The sequence below is a fragment of the Henriciella sp. genome, assembly GCF_029936995.1.
Classification (GTDB): domain Bacteria; phylum Pseudomonadota; class Alphaproteobacteria; order Caulobacterales; family Hyphomonadaceae; genus Henriciella.
The window spans coordinates 466162-481827 of sequence record NZ_JAPYRE010000003.1 but is presented as its reverse complement, the minus strand read 5'-3'; the positions used below and the strand labels follow the sequence as shown (position 1 = coordinate 481827).

The window sequence follows — 15666 nt, the reverse complement described above, 5'->3', positions numbered from 1 at the left end:
CCTGCTTTTTCAGGGCAGGCTTTTATTCGTCCTCTTGAAGCCGACGCCAGACCGGCCCGTCAAGCACCTCAAGCGGCTGGAAGCGCTTCTTGTAGGCCATTTTGGGGCTCTGCTTGATCCAGTAGCCGAGATAGACATGCGGCAGACTGTAGGATGCGGCATTCATGATGTGATCAAGAATCATGAATGTGCCGAGGCTGCGCTTGGGCTGTCGGGTATCAAAGAATGTGTAGACCATTGAAAAGCCGTCCCGCAGAATGTCTGTCAGGGAGACGGCGATCAGCGGCGCGTCTTCTTCCGGGCCCTGCCGATATTCGAAAAGAACTGTCTGGACAGGGGTCTCGTTCACCATTCCCGCATATTCGCGGAATCCCATGTCAGACATCCCGCCACCATCGTGGCGGTTGACGAGATAGTGCTTCAGCAGCCGGTATTGCTCCCGCGTGGCTTTCGCCTCTACGGGACGGCGCACAAGGTCCTTGTTCTTGCGAAGGACACGGATCTGATTCCGGCTTGGTTCAAACCGGGTGGTGTCCACACGCACGCTTCGGCAGGCATTGCAGTTCGGGCAAGCTGGCCGGTAAGCTACGGACTGACTGCGGCGGAAGCCCGCCTGGCTGAGTTGATGGTGCAGGGAATCAGGCGCTGCCTGGCCAAGGTGTGTGAAAGCCTTTCGCTCGAACTGGTCAGGCAGGTACGGACAAGGGGTCGGCCCTGTCACATAAAAGCGAAGGCCCTGGCGGACGCCGGGAACGGTAAAGAGGGATTCATCAAGCTTCATCGTCAACGATTAAGGCACTCATAGATCAAAACGCCAAGGGGCGAGTAACGCAAACGCCGCCCATATGACCAATATTAATGGACCACCAAACTTTACGAAATCCGAAAATTTGTAATGACCGGGCGCCATTACAAGCATGTTGGTCTGATATGCCACAGGTGAGGCGAAACTGCAGTTGGCTGCGTAAATCACCGCCAGGATATAGGGTAATGGGTCTGAATTGGTCGAATGTGCTGCCTCGAGGGCTATCGGGGCGAAGAGGACAGCTGCTGCCGCGTTGCTGAGAATGTTTGTCAGGATGGCGACGCATATGAAGACCGCAGACAGGACGGCGAGCGGGCCATAGGGTGAGGCAAAGCCGACAACACCATCAGCGATCAGGGCGGCTGCGCCAGTGCGTTCAAGGGCAATCCCCATGGCCAGAGCGGCCCCGATAACGAGGAAAATACGCAGGTCGAGCGCCCGGCTCGCCTGGCGTATGTTGAGGCATCTGAACACAATCATCGCTGTGGCGGCCAGAACCGAGGCGACAAGGATTGTCGTGATGTTCAGGGCAGCCAGCAGGACCATGATGACCGCAATGATCCGGGCCGCAACGCCCTTCGCCGTGATGGGGATTTCACTGAGAGACCACTCCAGAAGGATGAGGTCGCGGCTATTGCGCAAATCCTGGAAAACACCGGTCGGTCCGCAAAGCAGAAGTGTATCCCCCGACTCGAGGCGAATTTGACCGAGCTTTGCCCGGATCATGCGTGAACGCCGCTGGATGCCGAGGACGACAGCCGAGGTCAGTCGCCTGAATCCGAGCAGCTCGATCGTGCGTCCAGCCATCCGGGAACCCGGAGCAATAACCGCTTCGACCAGGCTCAGCTGGGGCAGGTCTGTATCAACGTCCTCTGTGTTTGAGCCGCCATTCCACAATTGCTGCAAGACTCCCGGACGCGAGGCGAGAAGGTCTGTCAGCGCTTTCCGCGTCGCTGCGACGATGACAAGGTCGCCCCTTTGCAGCTCCATATCCTCAAATGGCGGGAGAATGGCATGTTCTCCGCGCTGGATCATCCGAACAGTCATGTCCCTGAGATCCGGGAACATGCCGGCGACGGGCGCCTTGCCGAGCAGGAAGTGGTCTTCCGTCACTTCGAACTGGGCAACGAATTGCTTGCCGGACGGCATGATTTCGTCGGCAAAGTTGTCGCGTTTGGGCAGGAGGAACCGCGCCATTACGGCAATGTAGACAAGGCCAACGGCTGCAAGGATGAGGCCCATCGATGTCTGTTCGAAAAAGCCGAGGCGAATACCGTCGATCCGGCGAAGGGCATCGGCGGCGAGCAGGTTTGTTGATGTCCCGATCAGGGTAGTCATGCCGGCCAGGATGGAAACGAAACTCAACGGCATCATGAGACGCGACGTACTTGTCTTCATACGTACGGCAATGGCGCTCATGACCGGTAAGAACATGACAACGACAGGGGTATTGTTGGTAAAGGCGCTGATGGCGAAGACAGCCAGGAAGGTGGAAACCAAGGTCGAAACCGGACGTCTGCCATACCAGCGCACCAACGCTTTCGTCGGCCCGTCAATCGCGCCTGTCTGGAACAGACCCTGACCGACAACCAGAAGCGCCATGATGGTAATCAGCGCCGGATTGCCGAACCCGGACAGAAGATCTGCCGACGTGATCGGTTCTCCATCTGCGCCTATGGCACCGGGCAGTGAAAAGATCACGAGGAACATGGCGACGACACCGATGGAAACGATTTCCATCGACCAGCGGTCGAGCATGTACAGAACTATGGTCGCGAGAACCGCCAGCAGGCTGGCCCACATGGGCCAATCTGAAATGAACTCACCGGCCATCCGGCCTCCTTGCCTGTCGGACCGGCTTGCAGGTCCCTAACGCGCGTCGAGATGCACAACTATGCTCAAGCGCCGGTTCTGTGGCAAGGAAGGGTTTTCGTTTGACAGCGGACGAGTATCTGCAAGACCTGTCACACTGGAGATCAGGTGTGCGGGAACACCATGCTCAGCCATTGCGCGTCGTGCGGCATTCGCCCGGTCAGCTGACAGTTCCCAGTTGGAATAATTTTTCTGGCGAATCGGCTGGCTATCTGTGTGACCTTCGATAGAGACGGGCAGGCCGACTTGAATAACGGCCTCAGCCGCCAGTCCAACAAGCCTCTCCCCGCGGGTATTCAGTCCGCTCCGGCCGGTTTCGAACAACGGAGAACGATCGAGGTCGATGAGGTTGATCCGTATGGATCCGTCACTACGCTCAAGGCTGACATTAGCTGTCTGCGATGCGAACAGGGGTGACTGGAGAAGACGGTCTTCAGTCAGAGTTGCAAGCCTGGCCTCGTTTGAAGCTGCCTGCTCGACAGGAGCCGGTGCGCCGAAAGACTTGGCGACATCCTTACGGGCGCCGGGGGTCGCACCATTTACGAGCCACATGATTAGGAAAAGCGCACACAGCGCTGTCAGGAAATCCGCGTAGGCGAGCTTCCATCCGCCGAGGCGGCGAACTGGCGCCCGGGGCGTTCTGCCCTCAAGGCTACAAGAGGCGAATTCAAATGCCATCCAATCCCGATCTTTCTGATCTGGGATCATGCAGTAACATGGCTGTCTTGAAGCCACGTCTCGGTAATCATTGAAATTTCAAGTAAATCGTGACGATCCTTGTTTTGCATGCTTGCACGGTTCACCGGGTTGGCTTGTTCCGGGATGTCTGCAACCTAGGGCCTGACGATGCTGGCGATGAATGAAAGAGGTCTCCAATGAGCAAATGCACATTTCTTGGGCTGGGGGTCATGGGCGCCCCGATGGCAGGTCATCTCGCCAGGCAAGGGCATACGGTAAAAGTCTGGAACCGCACCGGGAAAAAGGCAGAGGCGTGGGCAAGGTCTAACGAGGGGGAGGTTGCCAGTGAGGCCGCTGATGCGGTCTTGGGCAGCGAATTCGTCTTCATGTGTCTTGGGGATGATCCAGATGTCGAAGCTGTCTTCGATGTGATCGAGAGCAATCTTGCTGCCGGCATGACGGTTGTCGATCATACGACAGGCAGTGCTGCGCTTTCCCAGCGTCTTTATGAACGTTGCATCAAGCGCGGAGCGAACTTCATTGATGCCCCGATCTCCGGGGGGCAGGCCGGTGCGGAGAACGGCAAGCTGACGATCATGTGTGGTGGCGACGCATCTGCGATGGAAAAGGCCGTTCCCATCATGAAGGCTTATGGGCACCGCATTACCCATATAGGTGAGAGCGGCGCTGGCCAGTTGGCCAAGTCCGTAAACCAGATCTGTATTGCGGGCCTCGTTCAGGGACTCTCCGAAGGTATACATTTCGCCGAAACCAATGGGCTGGATATTTCCAGGGTCATGGAAGCGATCTCCGGTGGCGCCGCCCAGAGCTGGCAGATGGAGAACCGCTGGAAAACAATGTCAGAGCGCGAGTTCGATCATGGCTTCGCTGTCGACTGGATGCGCAAGGATCTGAGAATTGCGCTGGAAACAGCCCGGCAGTCCGGAGCCAGCGTCCCCGTGACCGCTCTGGTCGACCAGTACTATGCCGACATACAGGCCATGGGGGGAAGCCGCTGGGATACGTCAAGCCTGATCGAGCGCCTCAAGTCACCGCAGCGTGGCAAATAGGGTGCGTCAGGTTGATATCCATCTGAGAGATCGCGACAAGGATGTCGTCGTGCGCGCCATCAAGGCTTTCGAGCCTGTGGACTGGATGGTTTTTCCTGTCGAACAGCATGACCGCACCCTGATCCGTGTCATCATGCACGACGGTCGCACACAGACACTTACGGATGCAGTTCAGGATTCGCTTGAAGGGCAACGCGGCTGGCGGATAACCATGATGCCGCTTGAAGCGACCCTCCCTGAGCCGGAGCCCATGGCGGATGATGAAGCGAAGGCCAACCTCCAGGTTTTACGAGAGGAACTACTCGACGACGTCACCCGCGAGGCTGCGCTGAATCGCGATTTCCTGATCCTGTCCGGATTATCGACTATTGTCGCAGCAATCGGCCTGAATGCTGACGGTGTGGCGGCTGTTATCGGTGCGATGGTGATCGCGCCATTGCTCGGGCCCATCCTCGGTTTTTCGCTTGGAGCGGGACTTGGGAATTTTCCCCTCATACGCGAATCCGGACGAACGCTCGCGGCCGGTATCGCCGTCGCGCTCGGCGTTGCTTTCCTGATTTCATTTCTCCTGCCCCTCAACAAGGAAAGTCACGAATTAATGTCGCGAGCGGAAGTCCGGCTTGACGGCGTTGCCCTGGCGCTTGCAGCGGGCGGGGCAGCAGCGCTTTCCATGGCGCAGGGGCGTTCAGCCGTCCTCGTCGGCGTCATGGTTGCCGCGGCTCTCTTGCCGCCGGGCGCTGCTCTTGGGCTTTTCCTGGGGGCACAGGAGTGGGCGCTCGCCTCCCGCGCGGGCCTGCTACTCCTTTTGAATGTGACCTGTCTGATCCTCTCTGCACTGGCAGTTTTCCGCCTGAAGAATATCCGGCCGCGTGGATGGATCGATCAGCGCAATGCAGACCGCGCGACCTGGATAAATGCAGGTTTTTCAGTTGCGTTCCTGCTTCTGGTCGTGACCCTGATTATTGTCCTGGATCTCGGGCGGGCGGTCGAGATTGGATAGAGAGCCCCAAACGTAACTTAGACGGCAGGTTCTCGTACAAGCAGGAGTGAGAACGTTGGCAAAAGATACAAACAAGACCCAGCAGACGGAGGCGTCGCCAGAAGCCTTCATCAGGTCCGTTGAGAATGCGACAAGGCGCGCGGATGGATTAAGGCTTCTGGACATCTTTGCCAGTGTGACAAACCTCCAGCCGAAGATGTGGGGGCCGAGCATCATCGGTTATGGACGATATCACTATAAGTATGACAGCGGGCGCGAGGGCGACTTCCTCATGACGGGTTTCTCTCCGCGCAAGGCCAATCTGGTCCTTTATATCATGCCAGGCTATCAGGATATGAGCGAGCCTCTTTAACGCCTTGGCAAGCACAAGCTCGGCAAGTCGTGTCTTTATATAAACAAGCTCGCTGATATTGATGAGGGCGTACTCGCGGAGATCATCTCTGATGGTGTTCAATATATGCGTGCGAAGTATGAAACCTGGGAAGAGTAGGCGACCAATACCCGTTGTCAGAAGGTATTGATCATCTCCTCCAGAACTTCATCGATCCGCCTGCGCGCGACACCATGACTTAAGGCGCTATTGCTCAGATAGATCGCAAAGGCGTACTGGCGCCCACTACGGGCCGTGAAATATCCCGCCAGACCATCTGCACCGAACAGTGTCCCGCTTTTCGCCCTGACGACACCGCTCTGCACGCCGCGTGTCAGCCGGTATTCGAGTGTGCCGTCCTGCCCGTTTCCAGCCAGTAACCCGGACCATGCCTCGTACCAGTCCTGTCCGGCCGCCCAGACGAGGAGGCCGGTCATCGTGTCAGGTGTTACCCGGTTGTAGACCGACAGGCCCGACGCATCCGAAATGTCAAAATCCCGCCGGTCGGCGCCCGCTTCGGTGAGTATATCCTCCATGAGCTCTATACCGGCTTCTGTGGTCTGGTCGTCGCGAGTCATTGAGAGGTGGTGCAGCAAGACTTCGGCATGGAAGTTATTACTCTCATGCAGGATTTCAGTCAGCGTGGTACGCGGATCTGGCCGGTCCTGCTGGAAGAGGAGTTCTGGTGCTTCCGGGGGCGCGGCAACCGGTGTGACTTCATCCTGACGCCGCACCAGCCCATGCAATGTTACGCCTTTCCTTGTGAGCTGGTCGTGCAAAAGACGTCCGGTATGCAGGGACGGGTCACTCAAACCGAAGCTCAGTTGAACCGGCCCGGTGCTGAGCCCGATTGTACCTGTAAGTTCTCCCCAGTTCGATCCGGGTTGCATGAAGAATTCGAGATCGAAGCCGTACTGGGTCGTCGTTGCGTTTGATGTGTCTACGTTGAAGGCTTGCGCATCTCTCCAGCTCAACTGTGGCGGCGTGCCAAGGCTGCTGCCTGGGCGTACTTCCGCTTTCGCAACAGCGTCATTCACACTAAGCGCCGATATTGACGTGCCGTATGCAAAACGCAGGTCATCGTGGGGCCAGCCGTCCGGCCAGTGCGGACGCTGGAAGAGGCTGTCATCAACATCAATATTCTGGATATCAGTGATACCGCGCGCCACGACTGCGTCGGCCAGGTCTGACAGGCAGGATTCCTCGCAGTCTGCGGCGTTAGAGAGGTTTGCATCGCCTGTTCCCTGAATGACAAGGCTTGGGTAGGGCGCACCGGCTTCCTGTTGCAGGTAGAGGGCAGTGCCCTTGGGCCACCTTTCTGCGTCAAGGTTGCCAATGTGCTCGAATGCTGCGGCTGTTGTCACCAGCTTCAGGGTCGAGGCGGGTGCCAGCCGGGCATCTGCATTCACATCGACAAATGACGTGCCATCCAGGGCCATGACACTAATGCCCCAGCGACCACCTTCGGGATCAGCAAGATCACCTTCTGTAATAAGCGATTGTGCCGATGCCGGCAGGGTTGCGAGGACGAGCGTGGTTATGGTGCAGGCAGCGGTATGGGGTCTGGGCAGACAGGCAGGCCAGAGTGTCATTATGCCCCCAGCTTCCGGGCAGCGTCTTCGGCAAAGTAAGTGATTATGCCGGAAGCCCCGGCGCGTTTGAACGACATGAGCGTTTCGAGCATGACCTTGTCTGCATCGATCCAGCCTTTAGCGCCTGCAGCCTTGATCTGCGCATACTCGCCGGACACCTGGAAGGCGATGGTCGGTACGGCAAAGGTTTCGGATACCCGCCGGACGATATCCAGGTAGGGAAGCCCCGGCTTGACCATGACCATGTCGGCGCCTTCTTCGATATCCATCGCAACTTCGCGCAGAGCTTCATCGGAGTTTGCCGGGTTCTGCTGATAGGTCTTCTTGTCTCCCTTCAGGGCTGTGGCAGAGCCAACGGCATCCCGGTAAGGGCCATAGAAACTGCTGGCATATTTCGCCGCATAGGAAAGGATCATCGTGTTCCGGAAGCCGCCGTTCTCAAGGGCGTCACGTACTGCGCCGACCCGACCGTCCATCATGTCGGAGGGGGCCACGACATCGACACCGGCCTCCGCCTGTACCAATGCCTGGGCGACCAGAAGTTCTGAGGTCTCGTCATTCAGGACGTAACCATCCTCGTTAATCAGGCCGTCATGGCCATGACTTGTGAACGGATCGAGAGCGACGTCACAAATGATGCCAACATCTGGAGCCGCATCCTTCATGGCCTTGATCGCGGTTGGAATGAGACCGTCAGGATTGAGGGCTTCGCTGCCGGTCTCATCTTTCCTGCCAGGATTGATATGCGGAAAAATGGCGATTGCCGGTATGGATAAAGCCTGGGCTCTTTTCGCGGCTTTCGCCGCTTCAGCGACATTCAGACGGTACAGGTCCGGCATGGAGCCAACCGCAGTTTTGGGCTCATCCCCATCATGAACGACCATGGACCAGATGAGATCAGAGGGCGACAGGCTGTTCTCGCCAGCCAGGTTCCTGACCCAGGGTGCCACCCTCAGGCGTCGTAGGCGTGTGCGCGGATATGTCTGGGGGAATGGAGAAGTCATGGACTAGGTTCTAACGTTTCAGTGTGTCTTGCGAAGCCGCTTTTTCATGAATGTGCGTGCGTTCACATCCATGTGCTGCGATTGCTCTTCTTCGATAGCAAGCATGTAAGAGGCAATGTTGGCGGGCTCCAGGCATTCGTAACCAAGTGATCTGTAAAAAGGGGCGTTCCATTTCAGGTCGCGGAATGTCGATAATGTAAGCGCCGATACGCCTTTTGTTTTCGCCTCCGCTTCAATATGAGCCATGAGCGCTCGTCCGGCTCCGCGCCTGCCATGGATCGGGTCGACACTGATCTGCTCGATATAGAGATCATCGCCATAAGTCGTCGCCATCACGAAGCCGATGGGAATCTCCGTCTTCAGTCTGGCGACATAAAGCCAGCCTGCGTCCAGGGCGTGTTCGAAGGCACTGGCGGGGACGTGATCGTTAAGCGCTTCAGCGCTCAGCAGGCCTGTCGGTGCAAACAGGGTCGAAGCGGCTTTGTCTATGGCAATGAGACGATCAATTTCTTCGTGTTTGCCACTGCCTACCCGTATGCTGAGTGCAGCCGCCTTAGGGTGCCTGCTGGTATAAGAAGAGTCTCTGGGCATCACATGAAAGTTTCCGGGGCCTGCCAGAATACAAGTATCCAGATCCGGTGCAGTCCGCCAGCAGAACCATGGTTCAAAGAACGATAGTTTCGGAGCTTAGTAGCCTTATGCCGACAAGCGGTCCTCTTTGCCATTGGCGATTGGCCTTGCACCGTTTGATCTTGCGCTTGTCAGGGCTGACAATCTCAACAGTGAAGCGGGCAGGAAGGATGACGCTGTTCTGAAGCAGGATCTTCGCGCCCTCTGGGACATGTCTTTGACAACGAAATCGAGCTTGAAGCCTGTATCGAGCACGAGTGTCCCACTGGTGCTTACGTCAAATCGCGGATGTTCGCGATTTTCATTCATCAACGCCTCCACGGCAGCTCCGATTGGAGATGCAGGGGGTTTTTGCCTCCATATCTCTGCCGATTGTCGATGACATCGTGGACCTTTCAGAATTCATGACTGTTCGTCGCTCACCATTATATGATTAGGCTGCACTGAAGTCGAAAACCTATAGACAGCACTGATGATAATGTTCGCCATCTCTTTCAAGGCCGTCTCTGCGCTCGAAAATTAACCAAATACCCGGCATTTGTTAACGAAGTAGGGCTTCTGGAGGGGCGTGTTTAACGAAATATAAGCAAGTGCAGTCTAAATCAGATGAAACTACAACAAAAGTTGAGTGATGATGGTGGTAAAAATGAATAACGCTGCACAAGCAGTGGCCGGGACAGAACCGGTTGCTGATTCCTTTCTCAAGTCTCTTTCCCTGCTCGAACAGGCACACCGACGTCTTCATGATGTCGTCAAGGACGACCTTGAACGTGCCGGTGAGCGTCATCTGACGGGTGTTCAGGCCCTTCTGATCTACGAAATCGGTGAGGGCGAGACCCCTGCGTCTGTCCTGCGGGCACGAGGCGCTTTTGCGGGCACAAGTCTTTCCTATAACATCAAGAAGCTGCAGGAAGGCGGTTACCTCGTTCAGTCACGCTCGGAAGCTGACAAGCGCACCGTGCACCTGAAGCTGACAGACCGAGGCCACAATGTGCGCAAGCGCGTCGAGGGGTTGTTCTCCAAGCAGGCAACAGCGCTCGAACCAACCGCGAGTGTCCGGCCCACAGACCTGGCCCAGCTGAACAAGACGGTTTCGCGCCTTGAACGCTTCTGGTCAGACCAGATCCGCTTCCGGCTCTAATTAAGCCTTCTCAACATCAGGTGGAGCTCTTATGAAGAGCTTCATCGATGCTGAGGTGGGTTCTCATATCTTTTCTGGCAGTCCAGGCATTGCCAGCATCTGCCAGCCCCTGGGGGCGGGCAGATGATCAGTTCTATACCAGGGTCGCCGTTTCCCGTTTTACCGTCGAAGGTCTCGACGGACTGCGAAGCGATACATATGGCGAGTATGGTCTGAACAATGACTGGACCGTTACGCTGAAATACGAGCGTGTGGACTTCGAAGAGTTCAGCGAATTCAGCAGTGATGGCGTTCGCGCGACATTGCGTAGAAGTTTTTCGCTGACGCCGAGCGTAGTAGCATCACTGGAAGGCGGCATGCTCAGAGGGGCTGCTATTGGTGGCGCTGCTGGCTGCGAGACCCTGGGGGCAGAAATGCGGGCAGGGGTGGGGCAGTCGCTTCAGCTCGGCGAGAAGCGCAAGAGAGATATATTCTGGTTTGCTGAAGGTGCTGTACGGGCGCATGATGATGGTTGTCTGAGACGCCGGCTCGAGCTCGGTTATGGCGAAAGGCTCACCCGGAACATCTGGCTGATTTCGCAGGCCTGGTTTGATGTCGGTACAACCAATGCCGCGTCCAGCAAGTACCAGCTTGAATATCTCTGGCGTGCAGGCGCTTTAGATATCTCTGCAGGAACGTTGCTGGAATTTGGCGGTGAGTTTGAAGAAAACGCATTCTTTATTGCATTGGCACGGCGTTTCTAGCGGTTGGCGTCCTCTGGAGGTTATTCCGGAAGATCGCCGGGCTCGTACCCGCTTTCCAGCATGAGATAGGCGATCACGGCTGTGCGGTCTCGCGGGCGGTGCACACCGGCAAAAGTCATGTTGTTACCGGGAAGGAAGCCACGGGGATTGCTCAACCAGTCCTGAAGCTTTGCTGGAGTCCAGACAAAGTCTGCTTCCCCGAGTACATCTGAATAGCTGTAAGAGGCGCGAGTGCCAGCTTCGCGGCCGATAATCTTGTGAAGGTTGGGGCCCACCAGATCCTGCCCACCCTGCCGGACCGTATGGCACGACCCACAAAATTTGAATGTCCGCCGGCCGAGCGAGTAATCGGCATTATTGTAAGGCGGCGGTAGGGACGAAAAGGCTTCATCTCCAGTGGCGCGAGGTGTCGTTCGTTTGTACGGGGCTTTTGTGTCTACAGGTGATTCCTGGGTCGTCTGTGATGTGTCTGATCGAACTTGAGCATTTTCATCCGGAGAGCAAGCACTCACCAGACCTGCGCAAAAAATCATAAATAATAATATAAAACAATTGGATGTGCGCATAATATGAAGTGCTTTATGGGTGAATTCTGTGCGTGTGTTTCTTTCTTATGCTTCTGTGTGGCAACTGGCTTTAGGGCGCGATGTCGCAACACATAAGAAGTGTGAGCGATTTGATAGCTTCTGTAAGCCTGATCTTAAATAACCGGCGCGATGCTTCATTCAACGAGATATACGGGTGATCTTCATTCCGCATGCGACTGCCGCACGCCTTTGCCGTCATGGGTGTCATTCTTTGGCATCTTGCCTGTCTGCCTGCACTGGCAGCGACAGGTAACGCGAATATACCCCTTCAGGTCGTACAGACATCTCCCCGGCCGGTCGTTGCGCTCTCCGAAGAGGCACCACGGCAGATCGCTTTTTTTGATATGGAGATAGGGGCAAAAAGTGTTCCGGCTCGTGCAGGATTTAGCCCCGTATCCGGCAAGCAGATGGTCGATGTGACAGGGCTTGGTGCCGGCTTCCAGCAGAACGGGAAGATGCTCGTACATGACCGCTCAGGAAGCGGCATACGCGCAGAGCTTGATATCACCTCAGGCACACTTCGGGCCGATGGCGCCATCACGGAACAAATTGACCTGGAAGCGGCGGCCAGCGGAGGACGGTTATGGCTAGACCTGACGGCTGTGGAAGCACTTACAGGCCAGCCTGTCAGCGTAGCGGCATTGCCGGATATGTCCGGTCGCGCAAACAAGCTGGCAAATGCAAAAGTGGTTGAGCCTGAAGCGAAATTCATTCCCGTTTCAGGGGTGCCTCTGGGGCACCAGTCCACGAGAAACCTTCGCCCATTCGTCGCTACGAAAAATATTATCAAGTCCGCTCCTCTGCGCCCTGCAGGGTTTTCTGGGGTATTCGACGAGCGCGTAAAAACGCCCGCGAATGATTCTGGACGTAAAGATTGGCGATCGACCGGAAGCTGGGACATCGAAGCGACCCACAGGAGCCAGCCTGCCATATCGGAAAACTTGCCTGAAACGGATATCGTCAGCTTCCAGAACGTTGCTGCAGATACAGAACAATCCAACCGGGACTCCAGTTCGGCGAAAAGGATAACTGAAGCGCGCCCAATATTGCTCAATGTGGCTTACGATCAGCCGGGTTCGGCTGGAGCATATGATAGCTCATCTTCCATGCGATCTGCGCCAAAGACCCTCAGGGCTACGAAAACCTTGGCGGAGTTAATCGAACCAGAGCAGACAGGCACGAAGGGCAGGGCTCAGGAAAATGTGTATCGAGGCACCGATGCGCTTTACGGTCGCTCTGTGAGCGACAGCTCAACTCGTTCTATTCCGGTGCCCGAACCGGTGCGTGTCGCCAAAGAAGCAGCTAAAGACCGGGAAAGGCCGACAGGTGCCCAGCTCCAGGGGGCAGTTTTTCTGGACATGGATGGGGATGGCCAGGCCGGACCTCAGGATGAGATGCTTGAAGGCGTAACGGTCAAGCTCATCGCTCTTGAAGGTTCGACAATCATCGAGCGAAGAACAGCGGCTTTCGGGCAGTTCGGGCTCAATGAGCTGAGACCTGGAAGATACAGGCTTGAAACCATGATGGGCTGGCGGCCGCATGGCGTCGAAATAGACGTCCCTGCTGGCCAGTCAGTCTTCAAGGTGCAGATTGGTATCCCGCTGGAGGTGCCGTTAGCTGAGCCTGTGGAGCTTCAGCTCGCGGCTGGTGCGGGCGCCATACCAGAGCGACGGCTACGATAGAAAAAGCCCGGCAGAGCGTGTCTGCCGGGCTCAAAAAGGGATCGAAGATAGGCGGGCTTACTCTTCGTCTTCAGCCAGCAGTTCTTCGCGAGTAACTTTCTTCTCGTCGACTTCGACCTGTTCAAGCAGGTGGTCGACGACCTTGTCCTCATAGATTGGCGCGCGAAGCTGGGCCATTGCATCCTGGTTCTGCTGGAAGAATTCCAGGACCTGACGCTCTTGCCCCGGGAACTGCTGTGCTTCGCGTACGAGGGCCTGCTGGACTTCCTGTTCGGAAATCTGGATTTCCGCAAGACGGCCAATCTCGGCAAGCACCAGGCCGAGGCGGACACGGCGCTCTGCGATTTTACGGTACTCTTCCTTGAGATCGTCTTCGGACTTGTCCTTGTCCTCATCGCTGACCCGCCCGGCGTCCATTTCCTGCTGGAGCTGTTGCCAGATCTGGTTGAACTCCATGTCCACCATTTTCGGGGGGAGTTCGAAGTCATGCTTCTCGTCGAGCGCATCAAGTAGGCTGCGCTTGGCCTTGGCGCGTGAAGCGTTGTCGAGCTCCTGCTGCAGTTGCTGCTTCACGAGGTTCTTGAGTTCTTCCAGCGAGTCGATGCCGAGACCCTTGGCGAATTCCTCGTCAATCTCCGGCGTCTTCGGCGCGCGAACTTCGTGCACGGTTACATCAAAGACGGCGTCCTTGCCGGCGAGGTGTTCGGCCTGGTAATTTTCGGGGAAGGAGACCTCGACAGCCTTCTCCTCACCAGCTTTTGTGCCGACGAGCTGCTCTTCAAAGCCCGGGATGAAGCTATTGGAACCCAGCACCAGCGTGTAGCCTTCTGCGGAGCCGCCCTCAAAAGCTTCACCGTCAACCTTGCCTGTGAAGTCGATCAGCACGGCATCGCCATCGCGCGCTTTCGCGGTCTTGCCACGGGCATCGTACTTCAGGTTGTTCTCGGCAACGCGGCCGAGTGCTTCGTTCAGCGCTTCGTCGTCAACCTCTGCCACCGGGCGCGTGATTTTCAGCTTTGAGGCATCTGCAGGCTCGAAGTCCGGCATGACATCGACGTGCATGTGGTAGGCGAGATCCTCGTCGCCAGCGAGCACAGCTTCCATGTCGCTTTCCATGTGCATGTCAGGCTGCGAAGCCGGACGAACCTCAGCATCGGCAATCGCCTTTTCGCTGGTTTCCTTCATCATTGCTTCGACGACTTCGCCCATGATGGACTTGCCGAACATCTTGCGTACATGTGTTGCCGGCACCTTGCCCGGGCGGAAGCCTTTCAGGCGCATCTGGGGGCGAATTTCTTCAATACGCTCGTCCAGACGCGATTGCAGGTCGCTAGCCGGCACCTTGACCTTGTATGTGCGGCTCAGGCCATCAGTGGTTTCGGTGCATTCCATCGTTCTAATTCCTTGTGCCCGTGGGCGCATGCCGCCCGTGAATGGCATAGATTGTCCTTGAAGCGGCGCTGTATGTCACAGCCTTGACTGACTGTCCATGCGGGCGTGTGGGGCAATTTCACATGGTGCGGATGGAGGGACTTGAACCCCCACGCCTCTCGGCGCCAGAACCTAAATCTGGTGCGTCTACCAATTCCGCCACATCCGCATCAGGCCGGGCCGTTCTGGTATCGCCAGTCTTGCCGGGGTTCAAGCCCTCTTGGCATGCAATTCCTGCAGAACCTCTGGCAGCACCTCGGGAAGGTCTTCTGCGATAAGGCCGGGCCCCACTCGCAGCCCCGTATCTCCATGCGCCCAGCAGGCTGCGCAGGCCGCCCCGAAGACTTCCATGCCTTGCGCCATCAGGCCGCCAGCAATACCCGCCAGGACATCGCCACTGCCTGCCGTAGCGAGAAACGGTGTTGCATGATCGTTCAGGACGACCCGTCCATCCGGCGCGGCGATGACGCTTTGCGCGCCCTTGAGGATCACCACTGCACCGGAGCGTTCAGCTGCAATCATGGCGGCCGCTTTGCGCCCGTGTTCTTCAAGCAGGCCGGGGAAAAGGCGCTTGAATTCGCCTGGATGAGGCGTCGTCAGAACGGGAGTCTTGATCGCGCCAAACAGCGCCTGGGGGTCATCCTTGAAAACCGTGAAAGCGTCGGCATCGAGAACGCTGGTTTCGGAATTATCGAGGACGCTCAATGTGTTTTCGCGCGTTTCTTCCGTGACCCCCGCGCCAGGACCGATAATTGTGCACGCGCAGGTCGCCGACAGGCTGGCCAGCTCATCGGCATCGCGAAAAGCTTTCACCATGACGGCGGTTTCGTGAATGGCATTCACGAGCACAGCGCCCGGCGGCGAGAAAAGCGTGGCGAGGCCAGCACCGGTTCTCAGCCCGGCCCGTGCAGCCAGCCGGGCAGCACCGGTCGCGCTCGCAGATCCCGTCACGCAGCCGAGTGCACCGCGGGCATGCTTGTGGCTGTCGCTATCTGGCCACGGCCAGGCCTCGAGCCACATGTCAGGGTGATTGGTGTCGGGAACTGGCTTGCTCATTTATC

14 protein-coding genes, 1 tRNA gene and 1 pseudogene are annotated in these 15666 nt (G+C 57.0%); 6 read left to right on the top strand and 10 right to left on the bottom strand.

Features of this window, described 5'->3' with window-relative positions; genetic code table 11:
- Window positions 1-22 precede the first annotated feature (22 nt).
- From Q1K31_RS09485 to Q1K31_RS09475, 3 genes are read right to left on the bottom strand one after another with little or no spacing between them, the layout of a single operon-like run.
- Window positions 23-781, bottom strand: coding sequence for an arginyltransferase (locus Q1K31_RS09485; protein WP_300379040.1), 759 nt, complete (start codon window positions 779-781; stop codon window positions 23-25).
- Between the two features lie 18 nt (window positions 782-799).
- Window positions 800-2638 carry an SLC13 family permease gene (locus tag Q1K31_RS09480; protein WP_300379004.1) on the bottom strand — a complete coding sequence of 613 codons (1839 nt, stop codon included), beginning with the start codon at window positions 2636-2638 and terminating at the stop codon, window positions 800-802.
- A gap of 36 nt (window positions 2639-2674) precedes the next feature.
- Window positions 2675-3355, bottom strand: coding sequence for an OmpA family protein (locus Q1K31_RS09475; protein WP_300379003.1), 681 nt, complete (start codon window positions 3353-3355; stop codon window positions 2675-2677).
- A gap of 197 nt (window positions 3356-3552) precedes the next feature.
- On the opposite strand from Q1K31_RS09475, the gene Q1K31_RS09470 reads away from it, so the two are divergent.
- The 3 genes and pseudogenes from Q1K31_RS09470 to Q1K31_RS09460 all read left to right on the top strand — a co-directional run bounded on the left by Q1K31_RS09470 (window position 3553) and on the right by Q1K31_RS09460 (window position 5915).
- Window positions 3553-4425 carry an NAD(P)-dependent oxidoreductase gene (locus Q1K31_RS09470; protein ID WP_300379002.1) on the top strand — a complete coding sequence of 291 codons (873 nt, stop codon included), beginning with the start codon at window positions 3553-3555 and terminating at the stop codon, window positions 4423-4425.
- Window positions 4415-5425 (top strand): TIGR00341 family protein, encoded by a 1011-nt coding sequence (locus Q1K31_RS09465; RefSeq protein ID WP_300379001.1) that lies wholly within the window; start codon window positions 4415-4417, stop codon window positions 5423-5425. Before Q1K31_RS09470 ends, Q1K31_RS09465 begins: the two co-directional genes overlap by 11 nt.
- Before the next feature lie 55 nt (window positions 5426-5480).
- A pseudogene (locus tag Q1K31_RS09460) lies at window positions 5481-5915 on the top strand (DUF1801 domain-containing protein).
- Window positions 5916-5932: 17 nt separating this feature from the next.
- Here Q1K31_RS09460 and dacB read toward each other — a convergent pair.
- From dacB to Q1K31_RS09445, 3 genes are read right to left on the bottom strand one after another with little or no spacing between them, the layout of a single operon-like run.
- On the bottom strand, window positions 5933-7387 hold the full coding sequence (dacB, locus tag Q1K31_RS09455; protein WP_300378999.1) for a D-alanyl-D-alanine carboxypeptidase/D-alanyl-D-alanine-endopeptidase: 1455 nt from the start codon (window positions 7385-7387) through the stop codon (window positions 5933-5935).
- On the bottom strand, window positions 7387-8391 hold the full coding sequence (gene hemB, locus Q1K31_RS09450) for a porphobilinogen synthase (RefSeq protein ID WP_300378998.1): 1005 nt from the start codon (window positions 8389-8391) through the stop codon (window positions 7387-7389). Before hemB ends, dacB begins: the two co-directional genes overlap by 1 nt.
- Window positions 8392-8409: 18 nt before the next feature.
- Window positions 8410-8982: a GNAT family N-acetyltransferase gene (locus tag Q1K31_RS09445; protein ID WP_300378997.1), complete on the bottom strand. Its 573-nt coding sequence runs from the start codon at window positions 8980-8982 to the stop codon at window positions 8410-8412.
- A 685-nt stretch (window positions 8983-9667) separates the two neighbouring features.
- Between Q1K31_RS09445 and Q1K31_RS09440 the strand changes: the two genes are divergently transcribed.
- Both Q1K31_RS09440 and Q1K31_RS09435 read left to right on the top strand, forming a co-directional pair.
- Window positions 9668-10162: a MarR family transcriptional regulator gene (locus tag Q1K31_RS09440; RefSeq protein ID WP_300378996.1), complete on the top strand. Its 495-nt coding sequence runs from the start codon at window positions 9668-9670 to the stop codon at window positions 10160-10162.
- 47 nt (window positions 10163-10209) lie between these two features.
- Entirely contained in the window at window positions 10210-10905 is a 696-nt protein-coding gene (locus Q1K31_RS09435; protein WP_300378995.1) for a hypothetical protein, read from the top strand.
- A 20-nt stretch (window positions 10906-10925) separates the two neighbouring features.
- On the opposite strand, the gene Q1K31_RS16635 is transcribed toward Q1K31_RS09435, so the two are convergent.
- Window positions 10926-11438 carry a cytochrome c family protein gene (locus Q1K31_RS16635; RefSeq protein ID WP_367187561.1) on the bottom strand — a complete coding sequence of 171 codons (513 nt, stop codon included), beginning with the start codon at window positions 11436-11438 and terminating at the stop codon, window positions 10926-10928.
- Window positions 11439-11662: 224 nt separating this feature from the next.
- Between Q1K31_RS16635 and Q1K31_RS09425 the strand changes: the two genes are divergently transcribed.
- Entirely contained in the window at window positions 11663-13174 is a 1512-nt protein-coding gene (locus Q1K31_RS09425) for a carboxypeptidase-like regulatory domain-containing protein (RefSeq protein ID WP_300378993.1), read from the top strand.
- Between the two features lie 57 nt (window positions 13175-13231).
- Here the strand turns inward: Q1K31_RS09425 and tig are convergent, their stop codons facing one another.
- The 3 genes from tig to Q1K31_RS09410 form a co-directional block, all read right to left on the bottom strand.
- Window positions 13232-14566, bottom strand: coding sequence for a trigger factor (tig, locus tag Q1K31_RS09420; RefSeq protein WP_300378992.1), 1335 nt, complete (start codon window positions 14564-14566; stop codon window positions 13232-13234).
- A gap of 123 nt (window positions 14567-14689) precedes the next feature.
- Window positions 14690-14774: transfer RNA gene (locus Q1K31_RS09415), tRNA-Leu, on the bottom strand.
- 41 nt (window positions 14775-14815) lie between these two features.
- Window positions 14816-15661: an NAD(P)H-hydrate dehydratase gene (locus Q1K31_RS09410; protein ID WP_300378991.1), complete on the bottom strand. Its 846-nt coding sequence runs from the start codon at window positions 15659-15661 to the stop codon at window positions 14816-14818.
- Window positions 15662-15666 lie beyond the last annotated feature (5 nt).